At 61.8% G+C, this 22,748-nt stretch carries 13 protein-coding genes; 2 read left to right on the top strand and 11 right to left on the bottom strand.

All coding sequences use genetic code 11. The features are described from left to right. Nucleotides 1-23 precede the first annotated feature (23 nt). The 10 genes from FYK55_RS00555 to folK all read right to left on the bottom strand — a co-directional run bounded on the left by FYK55_RS00555 (nt 24) and on the right by folK (nt 15,562). Nucleotides 24-1,799, bottom strand: a complete 1,776-nt coding sequence (locus tag FYK55_RS00555) for a cytochrome c oxidase subunit I (RefSeq protein WP_150074056.1) — start codon at nt 1,797-1,799, stop codon at nt 24-26. Between the two features lie 161 nt (nt 1,800-1,960). Next, nucleotides 1,961-3,175, bottom strand: a complete 1,215-nt coding sequence (locus FYK55_RS00560; protein WP_150074057.1) for a cytochrome c oxidase subunit II — start codon at nt 3,173-3,175, stop codon at nt 1,961-1,963. A 94-nt stretch (nt 3,176-3,269) separates the two neighbouring features. After that, nucleotides 3,270-4,217: an SCO family protein gene (locus tag FYK55_RS00565; protein WP_235908317.1), complete on the bottom strand. Its 948-nt coding sequence runs from the start codon at nt 4,215-4,217 to the stop codon at nt 3,270-3,272. A 25-nt stretch (nt 4,218-4,242) separates the two neighbouring features. Then, nucleotides 4,243-4,572 (bottom strand): hypothetical protein, encoded by a 330-nt coding sequence (locus FYK55_RS00570; protein WP_150074059.1) that lies wholly within the window; start codon nt 4,570-4,572, stop codon nt 4,243-4,245. Nucleotides 4,573-4,702: 130 nt separating this feature from the next. Then, the gene (locus FYK55_RS00575; protein WP_150074060.1) at nt 4,703-6,004 is read right to left on the bottom strand and encodes a hypothetical protein; all 1,302 of its coding nucleotides are present in this window, start codon (nt 6,002-6,004) and stop codon (nt 4,703-4,705) included. Nucleotides 6,005-6,150: 146 nt separating this feature from the next. Beyond that, a complete protein-coding gene (locus FYK55_RS00580; protein WP_235908318.1) occupies nt 6,151-7,890 on the bottom strand; it encodes a quinol:electron acceptor oxidoreductase subunit ActD in 1,740 nt (579 codons plus the stop codon). A gap of 87 nt (nt 7,891-7,977) precedes the next feature. Then, the gene (gene nrfD, locus FYK55_RS00585; protein ID WP_150074061.1) at nt 7,978-9,408 is read right to left on the bottom strand and encodes an NrfD/PsrC family molybdoenzyme membrane anchor subunit; all 1,431 of its coding nucleotides are present in this window, start codon (nt 9,406-9,408) and stop codon (nt 7,978-7,980) included. A gap of 77 nt (nt 9,409-9,485) precedes the next feature. Beyond that, a complete protein-coding gene (locus FYK55_RS00590; RefSeq protein WP_150074062.1) occupies nt 9,486-12,833 on the bottom strand; it encodes a TAT-variant-translocated molybdopterin oxidoreductase in 3,348 nt (1,115 codons plus the stop codon). Between the two features lie 9 nt (nt 12,834-12,842). After that, nucleotides 12,843-13,532 (bottom strand): cytochrome c3 family protein, encoded by a 690-nt coding sequence (locus tag FYK55_RS00595; RefSeq protein WP_150074577.1) that lies wholly within the window; start codon nt 13,530-13,532, stop codon nt 12,843-12,845. 926 nt (nt 13,533-14,458) lie between these two features. Then, nucleotides 14,459-15,562 (bottom strand): 2-amino-4-hydroxy-6-hydroxymethyldihydropteridine diphosphokinase, encoded by a 1,104-nt coding sequence (gene folK, locus FYK55_RS00600; protein WP_150074063.1) that lies wholly within the window; start codon nt 15,560-15,562, stop codon nt 14,459-14,461. Between folK and FYK55_RS00605 the strand changes: the two genes are divergently transcribed. Beyond that, a complete protein-coding gene (locus tag FYK55_RS00605; protein WP_150074064.1) occupies nt 15,561-16,373 on the top strand; it encodes a CPBP family intramembrane glutamic endopeptidase in 813 nt (270 codons plus the stop codon). The two genes, folK and FYK55_RS00605, sit on opposite strands and share 2 nt — an antisense overlap. On the opposite strand, the gene FYK55_RS00610 is transcribed toward FYK55_RS00605, so the two are convergent. Continuing rightward, nucleotides 16,356-17,843 carry a sulfatase family protein gene (locus tag FYK55_RS00610; RefSeq protein WP_201743593.1) on the bottom strand — a complete coding sequence of 496 codons (1,488 nt, stop codon included), beginning with the start codon at nt 17,841-17,843 and terminating at the stop codon, nt 16,356-16,358. The two genes, FYK55_RS00605 and FYK55_RS00610, sit on opposite strands and share 18 nt — an antisense overlap. Nucleotides 17,844-18,990: 1,147 nt before the next feature. Here FYK55_RS00610 and rpoB point away from each other — a divergent pair. Further along, nucleotides 18,991-22,716, top strand: a complete 3,726-nt coding sequence (gene rpoB / locus FYK55_RS00615; protein WP_150074065.1) for a DNA-directed RNA polymerase subunit beta — start codon at nt 18,991-18,993, stop codon at nt 22,714-22,716. The last annotated feature ends 32 nt before the right edge of the window (nt 22,717-22,748 follow it).

Consider the following 22,748-nt stretch of genomic DNA (forward strand, 5'->3'; position numbering starts at 1 on the left):
CGGCCGAGATGGCGAGGAATAAATTATTCGTCTTTGCCGCCAGCGTGCGCCGGCTGCTCGGCCGGCGTTTCCGGGACGACTTCGCGTTTCGGTTCGATCTTGACGTAACGCTCCTGGACCGAATCCCAGACGATGTCACCAAATTCGTAGGGGTCACCGACGACCGGTGCGCGGTCAAAGTTGTAGAACGGAGGCGGCGAGGTGCAGTTCCATTCCAGCGTCGCACCGCCCCACGGGTTGGCCGGCGCCCGTTTGCCACGCAGCAGCGAATGGATCAACACGCCCAAAGCGAAGAACAGGCCAACGCCCAACAGCAATGCGCCATAGGTGCTCATCGCGTGCAAGCTTTGGAACTCGGGATCGTATGTGGCGTACCGGCGGGGCATCCCGCGGCTGCCCAACACGAACTGGGGCAGGAAGGTCAGGTTGAATCCCAGGAACACCAGCACGGCCGAGATCCGACCGCCCAGCTCGCTGTACATCACGCCGACCATTTTTGGCCACCAGTGGAACACGCCGCCCAGGAAAGCGACCAGGGTTCCGCCGACCATGACGTAGTGGAAGTGGGCCACGACGAAGTACGTGTCATGCAAGTGCTGGTCCGTGGCCAGCGTTCCCAAGTGCAGTCCGGTCAAACCGCCGATCGTGAACAGGAAGATGAACGAGATGGCGTACATCATCGGCGTGGTCAGGCTGATCGAGCCTTTCCACATCGTGGCCAACCAGTTGAACACCTTGATGGCAGAGGGCACCGACACCGTGAACGTCAGGGCGCTGAAGATGATGGTGGTCATCTGGCTCATGCCGGCGGTGAACATGTGGTGTCCCCACACCAGAAAGCCCAGCAACGCGATGGCGATCGACGAGTACGCGATGAAGCGGTAGCCGAAAATCCGTTTGTGCGAGTGAACACTGATCAGTTCGCTGATGATGCCGAAGGCCGGCAAAATCATGATGTACACGGCCGGGTGGCTGTAGAACCAGAAGAAGTGCTGGAACGTGACCGGGTCACCGTTGTATTCGGGGTCAAAGATCCCGATATGCATGGTCCGTTCGGCAATCAGCAACAGCAGCGTGATCCCCAAGACGGGAGTCGCCAGGACCTGGATGATGCTGGTCGCGTACGTCGCCCACAGGAACAGCGGCATGCGGAACCAGGTCATCCCCGGCGGCCGCATCGTGTTGATCGTGACGATGAAGTTGAGTCCGGTGAAAATCGAACTGAATCCCAGGATGAATGCGCCGGTGGTCGCCAGGATCACCGACGAATCGGTCGTGGTGCTGTAGGGCGTGTAGAACGTCCATCCGGTGTCCAAGCCGCTGGCCAGCAGAGCCATCACGAAGAAGACCGCACCGGCCACCCACAGATAAAAACTGCTGAGGTTTAACCGCGGGAACGCGACGTCCTTGGCACCGAGCATGACCGGGACCAGGAAGTTGCCCAGAGCCGCCGGCACGCTGGGGATGATGAACAGGAACACCATGATCGCCCCGTGCAACGTGAACACCTGGTTGTAGATGTCGTTGGGAGCTTTCTCGGGAGCCAGCCATTGGAAGATGGATTGGTTGAACAGCCAGCCGTCCGGTGCCAGCAGGTGCAGCCGGATGCCCAGCGCCAACAAGCCGGCGACCAGGAAAGCGACCGAAACACCCACCAGGTACATCATGCCGATGCGTTTGTGATCCAACGTGAACATCCAGCTGAGGATGCCCTTGGAGTTGGTCAGGTAATTCTCTTCTTTGGTCGGGAAGCCAGGATCGCTGACTTCATATCCGGATGGGACAGATCCTGCGGACATCGGTTACCTCGATCTTCACGTCGTTGGCGGCTGGTCCGTTGAGACCGGCTTTGGCGAAGTGTCGTTGTGATTTCTGCTGATGATTGGTTGGGGCGTGGGGTGCTTCGCAATTCTTGTGTCCGCGGCGGTCCGAAGCGGGTCCGCCGCGTCGCGGCGGTGGGCTAGGCCGCGTCATCCTGGGTTGCCGGTTCTTCTGCCGGTGCCGAGCCTTCTCCGTCGGCGGCCGACGTTTCATCGGCGCCTTCCTCCGAATCGCCTTCGGCGGCGGCAACCACCGAGGGATCTCCCAGGCTCTTGATAAATTCGACCAGGCTGTAAACGTCGTCGTCGCTCAGCTGGCCTTTGTAACTGGGCATCACGGGTTGGTAGCCGGCGGCGACCTTCGCCTTGGGATACAGGATCGATTCGCGGACGTAGTTCTCATCGAAGCGAACCGATTCGCCGTCGGCCAGTTGCCGCATCGTCCCAAAGCTTCCCTGATAGGAAGGTCCGACCATGCGGCTGCCGTCCAGCGAGTGGCAGCTTTTGCAACCGCGTCGCTCATAAAGTTTTTGACCGTAAACGGCCGGCTCTTCGCCTTCGGGGCGGGCACTGTATTTCTTGATCCACGCTTCCAGCTCTTCGCGGGTCTCGTGGACCACGACAACGGTTTGCATTTCCGAATGGCTGGTCCCACAGTACTCGGTGCAATACAGGTCGTAGAAACGGTAACCGTCGGGCGTGAACTGTTCTCGGTCGTAATCCCAGGCGTCACCGGTTTCTTTGTACCGCTGGGTGACGCGATCAAGTTCCTCTTTGGCGACTTTCTCGCTGGGCCGGGTCGCTTTGAACCACATGTAGTTGTAGCGGCCCGGGACGACGTCCTTCTTCACCCGAAACGCCGGGATGTACAGGCTGTGGATCACGTCATCGCTGGTCATTGTCAGCTTGGTCGGCTCTCCGACGACGACGTGCAATTCCGGGTGGATCACCCCGTTGCCGTAGTCCATCGCCCAGCTCCACTTCATCGACTTGACGCCGATCTCGTAGGCACCTTCCGGGATCGACCGCTGAGACAGGTAGCCGCGGGCGCCGAAAAAGAACATCACGACCAGCAGGAACGACGGGCCGATCGACCACACCAGTTCGATCGTCGTGTTGTGGTCTTTCTGGCTCTCGGCCGGCAAGCCTTTGTCCTTCTTGTATTTCCACGCGAAGCCAAACAGGGCCACGATGATCGGAATGAAGAACAGCAGGCAAACGATCGAGATGAAGTAGAAAACCCAATCGATGTCCGCAGAGAACGTCGAAGCGGACTCCGGAAAGAACGCGAAGTCGTTTGTGTAGTCGCCTAACAGAGACATCGTCGCGGGGGCCATTGGTGTCACGGGATTCATGGTTTGCGAAGGGTGGCCGAGCGAGTCGGCGATTCTTGCGGTGGTTCGGTCGGCGGCAGCCGGCCCGTTCCAACACGTGTATGTCTGGGTGGAATTAGGAAGCCGGCGGTTCGGTCGGTGGTTCATCCGTGGGGGTGTCGCCGGCGGGAACCGGAGTGTCGGTCGCGTCGGGATCCCCGCTGCTTCCCGGCCCGCCTTTGCGTCCGGCCCAGTAGGGAACCAAGGCGGCCAGCATCGCTCCGATGAACCCCAGCCCGCACAATCGCATGATTCGCCATGCGTGCGGTGTGTAGGAATTCGAGTCCGGATCGTAGCTGTAGCACCACAGGATGAACTGATCGACGGTGGATCCCACGTTGCCCTCGCCGGCTTCCACGATGGCCAGTTTCAACTGGTCGGGTGGGAAGTCGATCGACAGCGAGTACCGCGTGATCACACCGGTCGGCGACACGAATGCCAGCATCGCGGGGTGGTTGTACTGTTTGTTGGCTGAGTCGTAGCGGTAGCGAAAGCCCAACGTATCAGTCAGCCGGGTGATGATCGGTTGCTTCGCCGTGGCGAACGTCCAACCCTGTGCCGCGCCGGGTTGGTTCGGCAAGTCAGCGAGGTATTTCTGTTTGGTTTCAGCCGCCCGTTGCGTCGACTCCTGGGGATCAATGCTGACGGTCAGCACCTGAAAGTCTTCGCCCAGTTTCAAATCCAGTTCATTCAGCGATTCAGTCAGCTTGTTCAATTGCACGCTGCACAGCATGGGGCAGTTGCTGTAGTTCAACGTGACGATCGTGGGCAGCTTGCCGTTGAACACGTAGCCGGTCTTGATCGGCCGACCCTCGGAGTCGGTCAACGGAAGGTTGGTTGGGATCGAGTCGCCCAGATTTTGTTCCACCGTGATCCCCTGTGCCTCGCGCGGCAGCCCGTTATTCAGGCTGACGTCGGCACCCGCACCGGTCGCGGTTTGGGCCGCGGCAGGGTCGGCCCCGACAACCGCCAGCACCAGGACCGTCACCGACAGCGCGGCAACGCGCAGCGAGTCACGGGTCATTGTGCGGCGCTCGGCGACGCGGTTCTCAGGTTTCGTCTTGTTCCGCTGGAACATCATTCTCTTCTTTTGAATCGGATTGATTCTCCTTGACGACCAATTCCATCGCTTTCTCGATCGGAATCGTCACGTTGCCGTTCGCCGGGTCGACGCCGTATTGCGACACGCTGTCGGACTGTTCCACCAAGATGTTGTTTTGCCGCTGGTAACTGCTGTCGGCCTGCAGCTGGACCTGATGCCCTTGGACCAGCAGGTGGTACACGTACTGAACCGCCAAAATCGTGACCACGGTCACGAGGACCGAGGCGATTCCGATCGTAAAAATCTGTTTTGTGTCCAGATCGTCGTATTTTGCCATGTTCTTGACTTCGTTGATTTTACCGAGCGAGGCTGGTTACGGAGGCGAAAAACGCAGTGCTGCGACGTGCTGTCCGCCGCGGCTGCCGATCCGGCCGGCCCGGCGAAGCTCGCGAACGCTTCGCAAGGGATTAAATGTTTTCAAATACAATGGATTCCATCAGTCGCGGATCACGCACCGGGGCGACTCGGTTGCCCCCCGCCACCCGCAGGATCAAGCCCAGTACCAGTGATCCCATCCCGACCACGCACAACACGCTGGCCAGCACACCCAGCACCCCTCCGGCGGTCGGCACGACTTCGTGACCCAGGGCCCGCGCTTCCGGCATGATGATCCAGTAGATGTCGACGAAGTGCATCACCAGGATGTAGGCCGCCCAACAGGCCAGCAGCCCCGGCCGGCGACGCACGTGGCGGCTCATCGTTCCCACGAAGGGAAGCATCCAGTGCAGGAAGATCAGGGCCAATGACAGGTATCCGAAGATGCCCCGCTGGCGGCTGAAAAACCATTCCGTTTCTTCAGGGATGTTGCCGTACCAAATCAGCAGGTACTGGCTGAACGAAATGTACGTCCAGAAAAACACGAACCCGAAGATGTACTTGCCCAGGTCATGGTAATGCTCCACCGTGACTTCCTGCCGGAGAGCTCCGGCGCGTTGCAGCAGGTAGGTCGCCAGGGTGATCGCGCAGTGGGCGGCCAGAATTCCGCCGGCAAAGATGTACACGCCGAACATCGTGGAAAACCACATCGGCGCCAGACTCATGCCCCAGTCAAAGGCGGCAAAGGTCAGGCTGAGCGAAAACAGCATCACGCACGGGCCGGCCCAGTACTGCATGCGGTCGGTCGCCGCCCGCTCGCCGGTTTCGTCCTGGCCGGTGCTTCCCCGCCAGTAAAAGAGCGCCATTGCGATCCAGATGCCGAAATAGATCACAGCGCGGATGACGAAGAACGGTCCGTTGAGAAACGATTTCTTGGTGTTCCACATCGATTCGTCCAGGTGCAGTCGTTCCGCAAAATCGGGAATCGTCCACACGTACAGAGAACCTTCGAAGAACAGCGAGAACACGATCGGGATGAACAGGATCGCCATCGGAATGACCATGATCATCATGAACTCGGCGACCCGTCGAACCACGACGCTCCATCCGGCGCGGACCAAGTGCTGAATCAGCACGAAGAACAGCGAGCCAAGCACGATCGTCAGCACGTACATGAACGCGGTCAGGTACGCCGAAAAACCGAATCGCGGCATCACGTTGCTGCCCTGATCGAGAGCCCCGCCGCTACCGACGAGAAACGCCAGGCCGACGCCGACCACCAGGGCGAACAGGCCTCCGCTCATCAGCGGCAGTTGTAAACTGGCCAGCGAAGCGGGGAGCTGAAAGGCCGGGTCGTCGGCGGGTTTGACAACGGGAGCGGCGTGTTCTGACATGGTCGAATTGATGCGGGAATGACTTTCAGGCGAGCGAGGTTTCCCAGGGCTGGCCGGTTTGCGAGCCGGACGGCCGTTTCAAGGGAGTTCGCGGTGTTTGGTTTTCACGGCGGCTCACACACCGCCGATCGGATGAATGATCAGACTCAACTACTTTTCTTTTCACGTTCGGCGGCGGCCTTCGCAGCCTCTTCAGCCTGGCGTTCCAGTTCGGCTTTGACCTGCGTGACCTCGCGTTCGATTTCTTCCCGTCGAGATTCGGGAACCATTTCCATCGAAGCATTCTGGCTCATCTGCAACGCGCGGACGTAGGACACGATGGCCCAACGATCGCGGAGTTGAATTTGCGAGGCGTAGCCGGGCATTTTGCGGATCCCGTTGCTGATGGTTGAAAACAGCTTGCCGTCGGGATACTGGTCGGCGTACAGCGTTTCCTGGTGCAACGAAGCGGGCGGGACCCAGGTGTCGAAGCCTTTGGCCTGGGCACGACGGTTGACCAGCCCGTTTCCGCGGCCGTCCATGCCGTGGCAGACGCTGCAATAGATCCCGAACTGCTTTTTGCCGGCGGCCAGCAAGTCGGCGTCAATCGTCAGCGGGTTTTGCTTCAGCCACGGGGTGGTTTCCATCACGCTCGGCTGCGATGCGTTGCCGGTGGCTTGCGGGGACGACTCCGATGGGGTCGGCTCCTCGGCGGCCTTGTCTTCCGCGGGCTTCTCCTCGGCGGGTGGGTTTTCCGCAGGCTCTTCTTTGCCGGGTTCATCCTCGGCAGACTTCTCTGCAGCGGGTTGATCGTCGGCGGGCTTTTCCTCGGCGGGTTTGTCTTCCGCAGGCTTGTCCTCTGCCGAAGCGTCGTCGGCGGAATCCTGCTGGGCCGGTTGTTCGTCTGACGAACCTTCCTCGGCCGCGTCGGCATCGGCTTCATCAGCCGGCGGGTCCTGCTCGCTGACCTCCGCCACTTCTTCGGCTTTGGCCTGTTCGTCGCCTTGCAGGTAAGCGCGTACCAGCCGTTCCGCCCGGGGCGCATTTTGCTGGGCAAGTTCTTCGACATTGATTCCGGTCATCATGTCCAACGACTCGGAAAGTTGCCCGCGGGCCACCGTTCCCGGCACGTCGGGACGCATGGCCCGGTTGTCGTAAAACAGACTGGTGACCTGTTGCGCGTCTTTGGCGGGCGAAAAGTCCATGTCAAAGAAGACGTGGAATCGCGGGCGAGAACTGTTGGTGACCCGCATGGTCAGGATGCACAGCAGCGGCACGATCGAGAACGCCACCATCAATCCCCAAACCAGAAACACCGGTTTGGGCACTTCCTTGGGCGAATCGTCCTCGACGACTTCGTTGATGTACCCGCTGCCGGTCTCGGTCAGCAGATTGCGGACGCCGTCGGCATCGTAGCGCTCGTCCTTGGCATCGATGTACAGGAAAAAGCGGTCATCGGTTGCTCGGTCGAAACGCGGGTCGGTGAACATCGGGTTGCTGAATTTCGGCAACCCGTTCAACGCCCACATGCCGAAGAACGCGCCGAACGACGCCAGCAGAATTGTCAGCTCGAAGGCCACCGGCATGAACGCGGGCAACGAAATGAACGGCTTGCCTGAGATGATGTACTTGTAGTCGATGCCGTTCATCCAGATCTGCATCGACAGTGCGATCAGCGTCCCGCTGAGCCCTCCGGCCAGTGCGATCCAGGGCAGCACCGTCGGCTTGATGCCCAAAGCCCGATCGATGCCGTGCACCGGAAACGGCGTGTAGGCATCGGTCTTTGTGTAGCCGGCGTCACGCACCCGTCGGCAGGCGTCCAGCAGCGAATCGACCGAAGTGAATTCGGCCATGATTCCGTGAACGATTCTTTCTGTTTTCGTTTCCGACATAGTCTTTTGATCCATCGAAATGAATCGTGAGTGGTTCTCGTTGAAATGCCCGGCGGACGCGACGTCCCAGCCGAGCATCGGCTGTCTCAGTTCGGGAGGGGGTCAGGGGGCTTCCAGCGGTGCTTGGGCCGGAACATGCATGTGGGCCATGTGTTCCTGTTTCGCCAACGTCGCCTTCGTTTCCGACATGTTGATGATCGGCAGCGTCCGCACGAACAGCATGAACAGCGTGAAGAACAGCCCGAACGATCCGATCAGCATGCCCCAGTCGACCCACGTCGGTGTGAAGTAGGCCCACGCACTCGGCAGGTAGTCGCGGGACAGACTGCTCACCACGATCACGAAACGCTCGAACCACATCCCGATGTTCACGAAAATGGAAATCACGACGATGATCCAGGGCGTCGTGCGGAACTTCTTGATCCAGAACAGTTGGGGGCTGATCACGTTGCAGGTGACCATCGTCCAGTAAGCCCACCAGTACGGTCCGAAGGCGCGGTTGATGAACGCGAACTGCTCGGCCGGAACCTGGCCGTACCAGGCGATGAAGAACTCGGTCCCGTACGCCAGACCGACGATGGATCCGGTCGCCAGGATGATCTTGCACATGTTTTCCAGGTGCCGGATCGTGATCAATTTCTCCAATCCCAACAGGGTTCGCGTGGGCACCATCAGCGTCAGCACCATCGCGAAGCCGCTGAAGACGGCCCCGGCGACGAAGTACGGCGGGAAGATGGTGGTGTGCCACCCGGGGACCTGCGAGACCGCGAAGTCAAACGAAACGATCGTATGGACCGACAAAACCAGCGGGGCGGCGAAGGCGGCCAGCAACGCGTAAGCCTTTTCGTACCGCATCCAGTGCCGCGACGATCCGCTCCAGCCAAGCGACAGAATCCCGTAAGCCATCCGCCGCCATTTGTTCTTGGACCGGTCGCGGAACGTTGCCAGGTCGGGCACCATGCCCATGTACCAGAACAGCAGTGACACCGTTCCGTAGGTGCTCACCGCGAAAACGTCCCACAGCAGCGGGCTGCGGAATTGTGGCCACATCCAGAGGTTCAAACTGGGATAGGGTGCCAGCCAGAACGCCAACCAGGCCCGACCGACGTGGATCCCGGGGAAGGTTCCCGCACAGGCGACGGCGAAAATCGTCATCGCTTCGGCCGCGCGGTTGATGCTGGTTCGCCATTCCTGGCGGAACAGGAACAGAATCGCGCTGATCAGGGTGCCGGCGTGGCCGATCCCGACCCAAAACACGAAGTTGACGATGGGCCAACCCCAGAAGATGGGCGAGCGGTTTCCCCACACGCCGACGCCGATGTAGAACAGGTACAGAATCAACAATCCCAACACTTGCAGCAACGCGAACGCGACCAGGAAGCCTGCGATCCAGCCCTTGCTGGGCGGACGTTCGGCGACTTGGCAGACCGCTTCGGTGATGTCGTGATACGTCGTTTCGCCCAGCACCAGCGGGGCGCGTTCGCCCGGGCGTTCGACGGTGTTATCCAATCCGTTTGGAATGGCAAGTGACATGGTGAAAGTTGGCTGGTTGTGGGAAGTGATCTGATTCGGCGGGGTCGGTAACCGACGGGGCGAAGTGCCCCGTGGTGCTAGTGGTCGTCGTGACCGGCGGCTTTCGATTCGGGGCTGTCATGCGATTCCTCGCCGCCCGAGCCCGAATCGTGCTCGCCGTGCGCGTCATGGCCGGCTTCGCCCGCCTCGTCGTGACCGTGTTCACCGTGATGCGACTCGATGACGGCCAGGTCATGGAGTTGTTGTTCGGTCATCAGCCGCGGGTGCGGGTTGCGAACCCGCGCCAGGTACTCCGTCCGCGGCTTGATGTTCAACTGTTCCAGGATGCCGTAGGCTCGCACATCCTGATGCTTCTTGGCGACCGCGGATTCGGGATCGGAGATGTTGCCGAAGTCGATCGCCTTGGTCGGACAGGCGGCTTGGCACGCCGTGATGACATCTCCGTCGCGGATCGGGCGTCCGCCGTCTTTGCGGGCGTTGATCTTGGCTTTTTCGACCCGTTGGACGCAGTAGGTGCACTTTTCCATCACGCCTCGGCCGCGAACGGTCACGTCCGGATTGAGCACCAGTTGTTGCAGCTTCCGGTTGGCCGATTCGATCTCACCGGGAAAAGCCGACCAGCCGTAGCCGACGCCGACGTCTTCGTTGTAGTTGAAATAATTGAATCGCCGCACCTTCAGCGGGCAGTTGTTGGCACAGTACCGCGTCCCGATGCAGCGGTTGTATGCCATGGCGTTGATGCCTTCGTCGGTGTGCACCGTCGCGGCGACCGGGCAAACCTGTTCGCAGGGAGCGGTTTCGCAATGCACGCAGGCGACCGGCTGGTGGACGATGTCCGCATTGTTCTCGTCGCCTTGGAAATAGCGGTCGATCCGCAGCCAGTGCATTTCGCGGCTGTTCTTGACCTGTTCGGCACCGACGATGGGGATGTTGTTTTCGCTTTGACAGGCGACCACGCAAGCGCTGCATCCGATGCACTTGGTCAAGTCGATTGCCATGCCCCACTGGGGAATGAAATCCAATGACTCGTCGCGTTCAATCTCGGCGATCGGTTCGTACTGCAGCGACCCGTACTTGCCGACTTTCGGGACGTGCGGCGCTTTGGGCTGTTCATTGGCGAACGAGGGGACTTTTTCCAGCAGCTTCTTGGTTCCTTCGCGAACCAGTGAATAGCTGCGGCGTTGCGTTTCGGCGCGTCCCAGGTCGTCGATTGCCCAGTGGTCCTGGGTGGTGGCAAATTCGTACTGGGTTTGATTGGGGCGACCCTCGCACTGGTAGGCGATCATCATCGATTTGCTGGTTCGCAGCGGCGAAACATCAAATCCGACCACGTCGACTTCTTTGTCAACGTGTCCGCCGACCACACCGGCTCGCGTCCGTCCATAACCGATCGACGCGGTGACGACGCCCGGGGCAACGCCGGGGACGAGAAACACCGGCAATTCAATCTTCTTGCCGTCTTTGCGGAGCGTAACGTAGCTGCCGTGGTCGGTCGGAATGATCGCCGCGGTCGCGGGGCTCATGATCGCGCAGTTGCCCCAAGTCAGCTTGGTGATCGCCTGCGGCAATTCTTGCAGCCAGCCGTTGTTGGCGAATCGACCGTCGTAAACTCCATCGGCGAGCGTGAAGATGACTTCGATGTCGTTCTCGCTAATGTCATCGCGGCCGATGACGACGATGTCTTCGCCGGGAAGTTCGGGAGCTTGTCCGACCACCTCGGTCGTTCCCGCGTCGACTTTGATCGCGTCGCTGTAACCGTCGTGCAAGAGTTGTCGCCACTCACGTTCGCTGAGCGATCCGCCGGCGATTTGGTCGGCGGTGCGGCGGACCAACTTCATCGGGTCAAAGACGTCTTCGTCCAGCATCAGCGCCAACACTTCCGCCGCCGTGCGGCCGCCCATCAGCGGCAAGATCTGCGGTTGGCAGACGCCGTAGAAGCCTTCCGCATTGATGCAGTCGCTCCACGATTCCAGCGGGTGGGCCAGCGGCAGCGACCAGTTGCACAGGTTTGCCGTTTCGTCGTCGTACTCACCCAGATAAATCGTCAGCTTGGCTCCTTCGATGGCTGCGGGCACGTCGATGTCGCCCGGGGCGCTGACCACGGGGTTGTCGCCAAGGATCATCAGCGTGTCGATATTACCTTGCTTGCAGGCGTCGACCAGATCACTCAACGAAGTCAGATCGTCCATCGCGTCGGGGAGCGGCGTGAACTTCTGCAGCGTTCCCAGGGAGCCCAGTTTCTGGTTCATCGCGATTCCCGCCGAGACCAACTCCGGTCCCAACGCGTCGCCGACAATCACGACGGCTTTGTCGCCGGCTTCGGCGATGTCATGGGCCAAACACTCCATGAACCGACTCAGCCGTTCGGCGTCGGTAATGTCGGGGTGGTTGAACGGCAGTTCGTCCTGCGCCGGCGGATCCGCTTCGCCGGCTTGAATCGCGTCGACCTTGCGCGACAGGGTGGCCAGGAAGGCCTTCATCTGTCCGGGCCGGACCGCCAGGCGGGTGTCGGCCATCGCACCGGTCGTCGTGTAGCCGCCTTCGGCGACGTACAGCCGACTCATGTCTTCGTCGGAAAGCGGATTTCGGCTCTCGGCAAAGGACTTTGCCGCGTCGAGCGCGCCGCTGTCGCAACCCAGGAAATCGGAGCCCAACGACAGGATGACTTTTGCGTCGGCCAGGTCCAGGACTTGGCGAGATTCGGTCCCGAGCATTTGCTTGGTGGCGGTCCGCATCACATCGTCACCCGGTCCGTCGAACCGGGTGATCTTTGCGGCGGGAAGCTTCTCGCGGAGTCGCTCGACCAGACGGAGCAAGGTCGGGGAAGCCGTCGGGGACATCAGCAGGGCGAAGTTTTCACCGTTCCCGTTGTCGGCGGCTCGCGTGATGGCGCCGCGACCGACGGGGAGAAACTGCTCCCAAGTCGATTCCTGTTTGCGCTCATCAGGTTCGCGAAGCAGCAGCGGCCCGTCGTCACCGCGTGACCGATCAGGGTCGTAGAGCGCCAGGACCGACGCTTGCACGTAGGGGTCCGTCCCGGCTCCGCTGGGATGATCGGAGTTCGGTTCGATGTGCTGGGGCCGTCCGTCAAAGCAGCTGACCAGCAGGTTGTGGACGCGTCCGGCCAGTTCGAAATTGGTGGCCCGCTTGTAGGTTTCTCCGGGGACGCGGCCCTCGGGGCGAATCACGAACGGCGCGATGATCTCTTCGGGATAGCGACATCCCGCCACGCCGGCCATCGCCAGCGATGCCCCCATCAACTGCATCCAGCGGCGACGTGAGACTCCCTCGGGGAACTCCGATGCCGCCACCGGAAACTCGCGGTGCAGGTAGTTGTTCTGGAATTCTTCGCTGCCGTGCAACTCCGCAATACTGCGCCAGTACGTCGGGGCCTTTCCGGAGGCGGTCGATTCGTTTTGGGTCATATTCTCGATCTATCGGTGGCAGACGGCACAGTGCCGTTGCGGGTTGATGTGTTGCTCTTGACGAACTTGTTCGGCGAATGCCGCTTGATCCCAGTCCGCTGGCGGTTCCCAATCCAGTTTCGTGACGAATTCTTTGGGACGCAGGTGCGGATTGGGGTTTTCGTGGCAGCCGATGCACCAAGCCATCGACAACTGCTCCTGCTGGTAGACGACTTCCATCTGGTCGATGCGTCCGTGGCAAGTTTTGCAGCTCACACCGGAGTTCACGTGCGCGGCGTGGTTGAAATAGACGAACTCGGGAAGGTTGTGGACGCGTTTCCACTGCATGCTTTTACCGGTCTTCCAGCTTTCATGAATCGGCCGCAGTTTGGGGCTGTCGGCTTGGACAGCCGCCAGGGCCGCGACGCCCTGGTCGTTTTTGGGGCTGTGGCAGTTGATGCAGGTGGCCGTCGGTGGCACCGCGGCGTGGGCCGCGTCGAACACCGTGTTGTGGCAGTAGCGGCAGTCCAGTTTCAGCTGTCCCGCGTGGATCGCGTGGCTGAACGGAACCGGTTGTTCGGGTTGGTAGCCGACATTCAACGTCTCCGGGTCGGTCACCAGGCCGCCCACGGCGACCGCGAACAGGCCTCCGCCGACGAGCGCGGCCGCGAGAACCAGCAGGAAGGGGTTGGACCAACGGGGGAACAGAAAACGTTGCATGATCATCGGCCGGCCAAAACCGGACCTGCGTGAGCACGGAAAAGCTTAGAAGTCAGACGCCCGCAGAGTATCGGTTCGGGGGTAGCGAATTGGCAAGGCCATCGCGCGAGCGAGCGACATTGTGCCGCGACGTTTTTCGGCTTCGGGCCTGGTGCGCATCGTCGCACCGTCGCCCGTTGGAGTGGTGATGGCATTCCATTCGCCCCCGTCGCCCCGATGGCCGCCGCGGCGCGCCGTGCGAACGGGCACGGCAGTGACCCAGCCCTGACGGGCCGGGCGGGACAAGCCGTCGGGCTTCAGGCCGAGGAATGGGCCCGGCGGGGGCGTTTGTGTTCTGTCCCCGGCGGTGTGCTCTGCTGACGGGCGGTGCTCTGTCCCTGGCGATGTGCTCTGTCCCCGGCGATGTGCTCTGTCCCCGGCGATGTGCTCTGTCCCCGGTGATGTGCTCTGTCCCCGGTGATGTGCTCTGTCCCCGGTGATGTGCTCTGTCCCCGGCGATGTGCCCTGTCCCCGGCGGTGTGCTCTGTCCCCGGCGGTGTGCTCTGTCCCCGGCGGTGTGCTCTGTCCCCGGCGGTGTGCTCTGTCCCCGGTGATGTGCTCTGTCCCCGGCGATGTGCTCTGTCCCCGGTGATGTGCTCTGTCCCCGGTGATGTGCTCTGTCCCCGGCGGCGTGCTCTGTCCCCGGTGATTGGGACGTCGCGTCGGTTTGCGCGGTTCCGGTGTGCGGGGCAACGCCCCGGCATTTGCCCAGCCCGGTCCGAAGGGCCGGGGAAAGGGTGCAATTGGAATCCATAGGGCCAACGGCCCGGCCATTGGTCCCGGCGCACGCCCCGGACGTCGCCCGGCGACACGCATCGGATGCAAACCGTCGGGCCTTCAACCCGCGACAAGGGGCCGGGCGATGCTGGGCCTCCGGCGATCCGGGGTTACCACCAATGTCCATCGTCGGTGATCGGTTCGGCGGTGCAGCGCATCGAGTCCAACGCCGATGCCAATTCGCTGACGGCCCAGTCCAGGTCGTCGATCTCCAAACGGTATTCGGGCCATCGCCATCCGCCCGGCCACATCTGGTGCGTCGCGGGCCAGCCGCTATGGTCGGGGCCGCCCTGGATCCGGGCGATCAGCCGGGGCACGCGAGCTTGTTGCGGTGCCGGTAAATCGGGTGGGTGCAAACCGGTCGGCAACGAGGGCAGAAAGTCGGAGACCCAGGGGCCGGACGGCGGCGGGATTTGTCCGTCGGTGACCGGTCGGCAATGGGCCGTGTCGGCAACCTCTTCGGCGGCGGGCAGACCGCTCGCAAAGCCGGGCGGGACGGTCGATGTGACCGGTGACGGCCGGCCGGGAAAGGTCGCCGCGGTCGTCACTTGGCGGGAATCTTGGGCCGCCACGTAGGTAAGGATGCCGTGCTCTCGGGAGAGCCTCGTGCACAGCAGTCGCCGCAATTGTTGGCTGCCGGAGACGAGCGCCAGCGATGGCACGCCCGCGGACAGATGCGACGCCAATTCGCTTAGCGACCAGCCGAATCGCGGGTCGCGGAAATGGCCCGCCACGTCGCAGGCGGGTTTCAGCACGAACTGTCGGGCGGTGTAGCGGGGATGCGGGACGACCAGTCCGGTTGCCACCCCGATGAGTTGGCCATGAAGCACGATGTCCAGGTCGATCGATCGGGCGCCCCAGCGATGTCGGCGCTCGCGGCCGAGGGCCAGTTCCAGTTCCTGCAGCATCGACAGCACTTCCTTTGCCGATGCCGTGGTTTCAAAGGCGCCGATCGCATTCAGGAACGGCTCCTGGCCGCCGGGGCCTCCGATCGGCGGCGTTTCAAACAGTCGGCTGGTTTGCAGCCCGCCGGGTTGGAGGACATGGGGTGACCGGGCAATCTCGCGCGCCGCGGCTGTCAGAAGCTCGTGCCGATCACCCAGATTGCTGCCGAAGCTGATCACGCATTGCGAGGTTGCCGGGCCGTCGCGGTCGGTCGCCGAAGGACTGCCGGCTGGAGGGGGCGGTGATAGTGGGTGATCAGGCGCGGTCATGTCGCGTATCCTACCGGAGTCCGCTGACGGTTCGAATTGGATGCCGCGCGGATTGCGGAAACGCCAGCCCCCGCTCCGCCGACTGCCTCCCTGCCAAAGCCGCGGTCTTTTTTTGAACGACGAATTTGACACAACCGAAGAGCATCCGCCGGACCTGGTTTTCCTCTGGGCGTGTGGATTTTCGTTGGCCGTCGGTTTGGTCGGTCTGGTGCTGGGGTGGCTGACCGGGATCGACGCGCGGGCCTACCTGTTGCGTGTCCAGCAGGTGACCGCCGGGGCGGTCCTGCGGGATCTGGGTTTGGGGGTGGCCGCGGCCGTGCCGATGACGATCGCCGTGTGGCTGCTGATGAAGGTGCCCCACGAAGCCATCGACGCGATCAAGCGTCTGGGGGATCAGCCGATGATGCACGCCTTGTTGTCCCTGCGCCGCCCCGAATTGTTGACGATCAGTCTGTGCGCCGGGGTCGGCGAAGAGTTGGCGTTTCGCGGCTGGATGCTGCCGATGCTCGCCAGCTTGGGGGAAACGGCGACCGGCGTGGTGAACACCTATTCCGTCGGCGATCCGTTCACCCAGGCTCCGCCGGTCGTGTTGGCGGCCGCGGTGTTCATCTCCTCGGTGGCATTCGGCGCTTTGCATCCGATCACCAAGCTGTACGTGGTCGTCGCCTCCCTGATGGGCGTCTACTTCGCGGTGCTGCTGATCACCACCAACAGCCTGCTGGTGCCGATCATCGCCCACGCCAGTTACGACGCGGCGCAATTCCTTATCGCTTCGGCGGAAGAACGCCGGCAGTCAGAATCCGGGGCGTGAGTGCCCGGCGTCCTTGATCTGCTCCAGCTGTTCCAGCATCTCTTTGAGCCGCTCGGGTTGGGATTCCGCCAAGTTGTTTTCTTCGCGGGGATCTTCCGCCAGATTGTACAGTTCGTATTTCCCCGGGCCCTTCTCGTAGGTCAGGTGCTTGCGCGGTTTGGCATCCGGGTAGGACAACACTTTCCAGTCGCCGACGCGCAGTGCCAGGGTGGGCCCCTTGTTGGGCTGTTGCACCAGGCTGGAGCGGCCTTCGGCTTCCGGCTTCCCTAGCAATGCCGGCAGGACGTTGAAACTGTCCGGGCAGGCGCCTTCGGGCAACGGCTGGTCGACCAGGGCCGCCATGCTGGCCGGCAGGTCGACTGTGCAGACGATCTTGTCGGATGTCCCGGGTTTGATCTGTCCGGGCCAGCAGGTGATGAACGGGGTGCGGGTGCCGCCTTCATAAATGCTGTATTTGCCACCGCGGTAAATCCCCGAAGGTTGGTGGCTGCCGAGTTTGGTGATCGCGCCGTCCTGGTAGCCGTCATCCAGCACCGGGCCGTTGTCGCTGCAGAACACGATCAGGGTGTTTTCGGTCAGTCCCAACTGGTCCAGCGTCTTGGTCAGTTCGCCAACGCACCAGTCCAGTTGGACGATCGAATCGCCGCGATAGCCGAGCTTGGTTTTCCCCTGAAAGCGTTCGTGCGGCATGCGCGGCACATGCAAGTCGTGGGACGCAAAGAACAGGAAGAAAGGCTCGTCCTTGTGGTCGCGGATCCAGGCGTTGGATTTTTCCACCCAGGCGTCCGCCAGGTCTTCGTCTCGCCACCGGGCCGCGTGGCCGCCGGTGAAAAAGCCGATTCGTCCGATCCCGTTGTGGACCGTCTGGTTGTGCCCGTGGTTCCAGTCCATTTTCAAGGTCTTGCGGACCTCGGGGTCCGAGCCGACCGGGTGATCCGGGCTGGGCCGCTTGTTGCCGACCCACAGCGGGTCGTTGGGATCCAGGTTCACGACGCGGTGGTTTTCGACGTACACGCTGGGGACCCGGTCATTGGTCGTCGGCAGCAGGAAGCAGTAATCGAAGCCGATCTCCAGCGGGCCCGGTTTCAGCAGCCCGTTCCAGTCCGGCGCGTCACCGCCGCCGAGACCGAGGTGCCATTTGCCGACAACTCCCGTGGCGTACCCCGCATCGTGCAGCAGCGAAGCGATCGTCGCGGTGCCGGGTTCGATCAGGCTGGTCGCGTTCGGTGGGGCGATGCCGGCGCCCGGCTGGCGGAAGGCGTACTTGCCGGTCAGAAAAGAGAAGCGGGTCGGGGTGCAGGTGGACGCGCTGCAATAACCTTGCGTGAATCGCAGCCCTCCGTCGGCGAGTCGGTCGATGTTGGGGGTTTGCAGCTCGGTCGCCCCATAGCAGCTCAGGTCGCCGTAGCCGAGGTCGTCGGCCATGATCACGATGATGTTCGGCGACTCGGCGGCGCCGGCGTCCGGCATGATTGAGGCGGCAAGCAAGCCTGCGGCGAGCAGCATCAGGCCGGAGATGAGCCGCATTGGGCGACGGCCGGGACGATGGGAAGAATGGCTGGGGAGCATGGGCGTGGCAGTGGGGGCTGGCGGAAACGGGTGTGGGTGGAAAAGGAGGCAGGCCTGGTCCGGCGGAGCCGCGGGGCGACTTGTGGTGCCCAGGATCTTGTGGTGCCCGGGATGTGGTACCCGGGCCGGGACGAGTTTGGTGCCTCGCCAGGGCAGCATAACGACCTGGGCGAATGCATCGCGGTGAAGACGCGCGACGGATCTCAGGGCCGCAAGCTCTGGTCAATCAGCGGCTGAGGATGAACGGGGGAGTGAACATGGGCGGTTGACTCCGCCTTTTGTTCAATCAGCCGTATTCTGTTCGTGCGGGCAGCGGCGGTCAAACCCGCACGCCGGCTGGTGCCGGGGGCCGTGTCGGGGTCTCGCCGTTGGCGGGTTGGATTTTTGACCTTTTTGTCCGGTCGCCGGCCAGCGGTGGGTGTGGTAACGGCGTTCGGGAGCCAGTGTGGCGGGTTAAGTGTCGCTGTCGCAATGACTTAGGCGTTCCAGCGGCTTGACAGCACAATTCGGGCCAGTTTTTCGGGTTGGTCTTCCGCAAAGCCCCGCGGTGTGATAACCTCCCGGATCGAGCCCAGGATCCAGCCGTTCGATTTGTGTCGATTGCCCCCATCTCCGTGTGATTTCTCAGGTTTGCCGGCCTGGATAATCCCGCACACGGACGCCTGATGTTGACGTTTTCTTGGCGAGCCCGTTTGTCATCCCACGCCTCACCCGTACCTGCGTCGCGTCTGAAAGCGGCTGGAGGTTTGCGGAGGAGGTGTCGGCCGACGGTGCCGCTGGAGAATCGCGGTCAGCATTCGGCCCGGCCGCAGGCAATCGCCCGCAAGCACGGACGATTTCTTCCTGGGTTTCGCCCGTAACCGACCCAGATCATTCCAGCGACTGATTCGTCCGCACGTCCGGCTTCCTGACCCACGGGGTCGTCCGTATTTGGTTTCGCCGCAGTTTTTTGTCGCCGTCAAGTTCGGCCGGCAGTTCTGCGGCGGTTGCCACGGCAGACGCCTCGGTCCGCGCGGTACCGTCAGTCCAGCAGGAGCTTTCTTTACCGATGGCAGTAACGTCCCAGCGTCGTCTCCAGCCCAGTTCCGTTCGTCACTTTGGCTCTGACGGGGCCGCCTATTTCGAACTCCCCGATCTGACCGCCTTGCAGACGGCTTCTTATTTGGAGTTCCTGCAGGAAGAAGTCGATCCCAATTCGCGGAAGGACCAGGGCTTGGAGAGCGTCCTGCGTGAGATCTTTCCGATTTCCAGTTACGACGGCAATATCACGCTGGAGTACCTGCGGTACGAACTCGGGAAGCCCCGTTACACCAGCCAGGAATGCCGTCAGCTGCGCTTGACCTACGGCCTGCCGCTGCGGATTTGGTTGCGGCTGAACCGCGAGGAGCCGCACGAGGAAGAGGTCTATCTGGGCGACATGCCGATCATGATGGGCGGCGGTGAGTTCATCATCAACGGTGCCGAGCGGGTCGTCGTCAGCCAGTTGCACCGCTCTCCCGGAGTGGACTTTGTCTGGGACACCGACACGACCACCGACCGCAAGCTGCCATCTTGCCGGGTCATCCCGGAACGGGGGAGTTGGGTCGAGTTCAATGTGACCAAGAAGGATTCGCTGACGGTTCGTATTGACCAGAGCGGAAAGTTCGCGGCCACCACGCTGCTGCGCGCGATGGATCCCAAGTACTCCACCGACGCGGACATCCTGCAAGCGTTCTACCCGACGCGGACGGAAAAACTGTCCAGCGCCAAGAGTGCTGCCAAGATCGAAGGCAAGATTGCCGTCGACGACATCGTGTACCCCAGCGGCAGCGAGCGGGCTGGCGAGATCATCATTGAAGCCGCCCACCGGATCACCAAGGAAGTGGCCGAAACGATCTGCACCGCCGGCGTGAAGAGCATCGAATGCATGGATGCCCCCCGGGTGCCGGTGATCTTCAACACGTTGATGGAAGACAACACCGCCAGCCACGAAGAAGCCCTGCTGCGGATCTACCAGCGGTTGCGTCCGGGGAACCCGCCCCAGTTGGAAAAAGCGCGGGTGCTGTTCGAGGAAAAGTTCTACGACGACAACCGCTACCGTTTGGGCAAGGTCGGCCGGTTCCGCTTGAACCGCAAGTTGGGGCTAGGTGTCAGCGAGTCCGTGATGACCCTGCGTCCGGACGACATCATCGAATCGATCCGCTACCTGATTGACCTGTTCGACCCGGACAGCAACGCGGAAATCGACGACATCGACCATTTGGGCAACCGCCGTCTGCGGACGATCGACGAATTGGCCTGTGAAGAACTTCGCAAGGGGTTTTTGAAGTTGCGTCGGACCGTCCAGGAACGGATGAGCGTCAAAGATGCGCAGGACATGACGCCGCGGTCTTTGATCAATCCCAAGAGCGTTTCCGCGGCGATCGATTACTTCTTCGGACGCGGGGAGCTTTCGCAGGTGGTCGACCAGACCAACCCGCTGAGCCAATTGACGCACGAGCGGCGGCTGTCGGCACTGGGCCCGGGCGGTTTGAACCGTAAGCGGGCCGGCTTTGAAGTCCGCGACGTGCACATTTCCCACTACGGCCGGATTTGCCCGATTGAGACGCCGGAAGGAACCAACATCGGTCTGATCAGTTCGTTGGCGATCTTCGCCGGCGTGGACGACTACGGTTTCCTGATCACGCCCTACCGCTGCGTCAAAGAAGGCATGGTCACCGACGAAGTCGTGTGGCTGCGAGCCGACGAAGAGAACGAAGCGTACGTCGCGCCGGCCGATACCGAGGTCAAGGACGGGGCGTTGGTGCCGGGGCCGAACTTGATCGCCCGCGTCCGCAGCGACTTTAAGATCGTCCAACCCGGACAGGTCAACTACATGGACGTGGCGCCCAGCCAGATGGTGGGCGTCTCGGCCGGTCTGATCCCGTTCCTGGAGCACGACGACGCCAACCGCGCCTTGATGGGGTCGAACATGCAGCGGCAAGCCGTGCCGCTGCTGGTCGCCGAACCGCCGATCGTAGGTACCGGGATGGAACGCGAAGTGGCACGCAACAGCGCCATGGTCGTTCGCGCCCGCCGCGCCGGGAAAGTCACTTACGTCGATTCGTCCCGCATCGAAATCGGCAGCGATCACTACGAATTGAAGAAGTACCAGGGGCTGAACGAACGGACCTGTCAGAACCAGAAGCCGCTGGTGCGGCTGGGCGACAAGGTCGAAGCCAACCAGATCATCGCCGACGGGGCCGCCACCCGTGACGGCGAACTGGCACTGGGCCGCAACGTGCTGGTCGGCTTCATGTCGTTTGACGGGTTCAACTACGAGGACGCGATCATCATCAGCGAAGAGCTGGTGCGGAACGACACCTACACGTCGATCCACATCGAAGACTTTGATGTCGAGATTCGCGAAACGAAGCTGGGACGGGAAGAGTTCACCCGAGACATCCCCAACGTCAGCGAAAAGGCACTCCGCAACCTGGATGAGAGCGGCATCGTTCAGGTCGGGACCTACGTCAAGCCGGGCGACATCCTGGTCGGAAAGGTCAGCCCGAAGAGCAAGACCGAACTGACGCCGGAAGAAAAGCTGCTGCACGCAATCTTCGGTCGTGCCGGCGAAGACGTCAAAAACGATTCGTTGGAAGTCCCCTCGGGCATCGAAGGGATCGTGATCGATACCCACAAGTTCTCGCGTCGGATGAGTTTGTCCGAAGATGAGCGAAAGGAGTTCGAGCGAGAACTGAAGGAAGTCGAGGCCAGCGGCAACGGCGAAATTGCCAGCACGTTCGAGTCCCTGGTTCGCGATCTGGAAGAGGCGGCCGGAGCCAAGTTGAAGGATTCCACCGGAACGCCGCTGGCCGACGGCCAGGATCCGAAGTTTGTCGCCGAGCGTGCCGTCGCTTTCCGCCTGGACCACATCCTGGATCAGGTCAAGGACGAAGACAAACAGCAAGCCGTCCAGAAGGTCTTCGCGGCCCAATGGACCAACGTCGAAAAAGCGATTGACGCCCGTGATCGCCGGTTGAACAGCATGAAACGCGGTGACGAGCTGCGGAGCGGCGTGTTGCAAATGGCGAAGGTTTACATCGCCACCAAACGCGTGATCAGCGTCGGCGACAAGATGGCCGGTCGGCACGGAAACAAAGGGGTGATCGCCAAGATCCTGCCCATTGCCGACATGCCCTTCCTGCCAGACGGCACTCCGCTGCAGATCCTGCTGAACCCGCTGGGCGTTCCCAGCCGGATGAACGTCGGTCAGATTTTGGAAACCCACCTGGGCTGGGCCGGAGCCAAATTGGGCTTCCAGTCCATCACGCCGGTTTTCAACGGGGCCGACGAAGAGGACATCAACGACGCGCTGGAGGAAGCCGGTTTGCCACGGCACGGCAAAGTCCAGCTGATCGACGGACGGACTGGCGAAGCGATGGAGCAGGAAACAACCGTCGGATACATCTACATGCTCAAGCTGCACCACCTGGTGGACGACAAGGTGCACGCACGAAGCACCGGACCGTACTCCTTGATCACCCAGCAGCCGCTCGGCGGAAAGGCACGCTTCGGCGGTCAGCGTTTCGGCGAGATGGAAGTTTGGGCGTTGGAGGCCTACGGGGCGGCGTACATCCTGCAAGAACTGTTGACGGTCAAGAGCGACGATGTCGAAGGCCGCACCAAGATCTACGAATCGATGGTCAAAGGCGAAAACACTCTGGAAGCCGGCACGCCGGCCAGCTTTGACGTTTTGACCAACGAGATCCGAGGACTTGCGTTGAACATGCAATTGGAAAAACGACCGATCTAGCTTCCGGCACGTTTCGCTGCTCCCCGTTCGTC

Source organism: Roseiconus nitratireducens (genome assembly GCF_008629675.1).
In the GTDB taxonomy this organism is placed as follows: domain Bacteria; phylum Planctomycetota; class Planctomycetia; order Pirellulales; family Pirellulaceae; genus Stieleria; species Stieleria nitratireducens.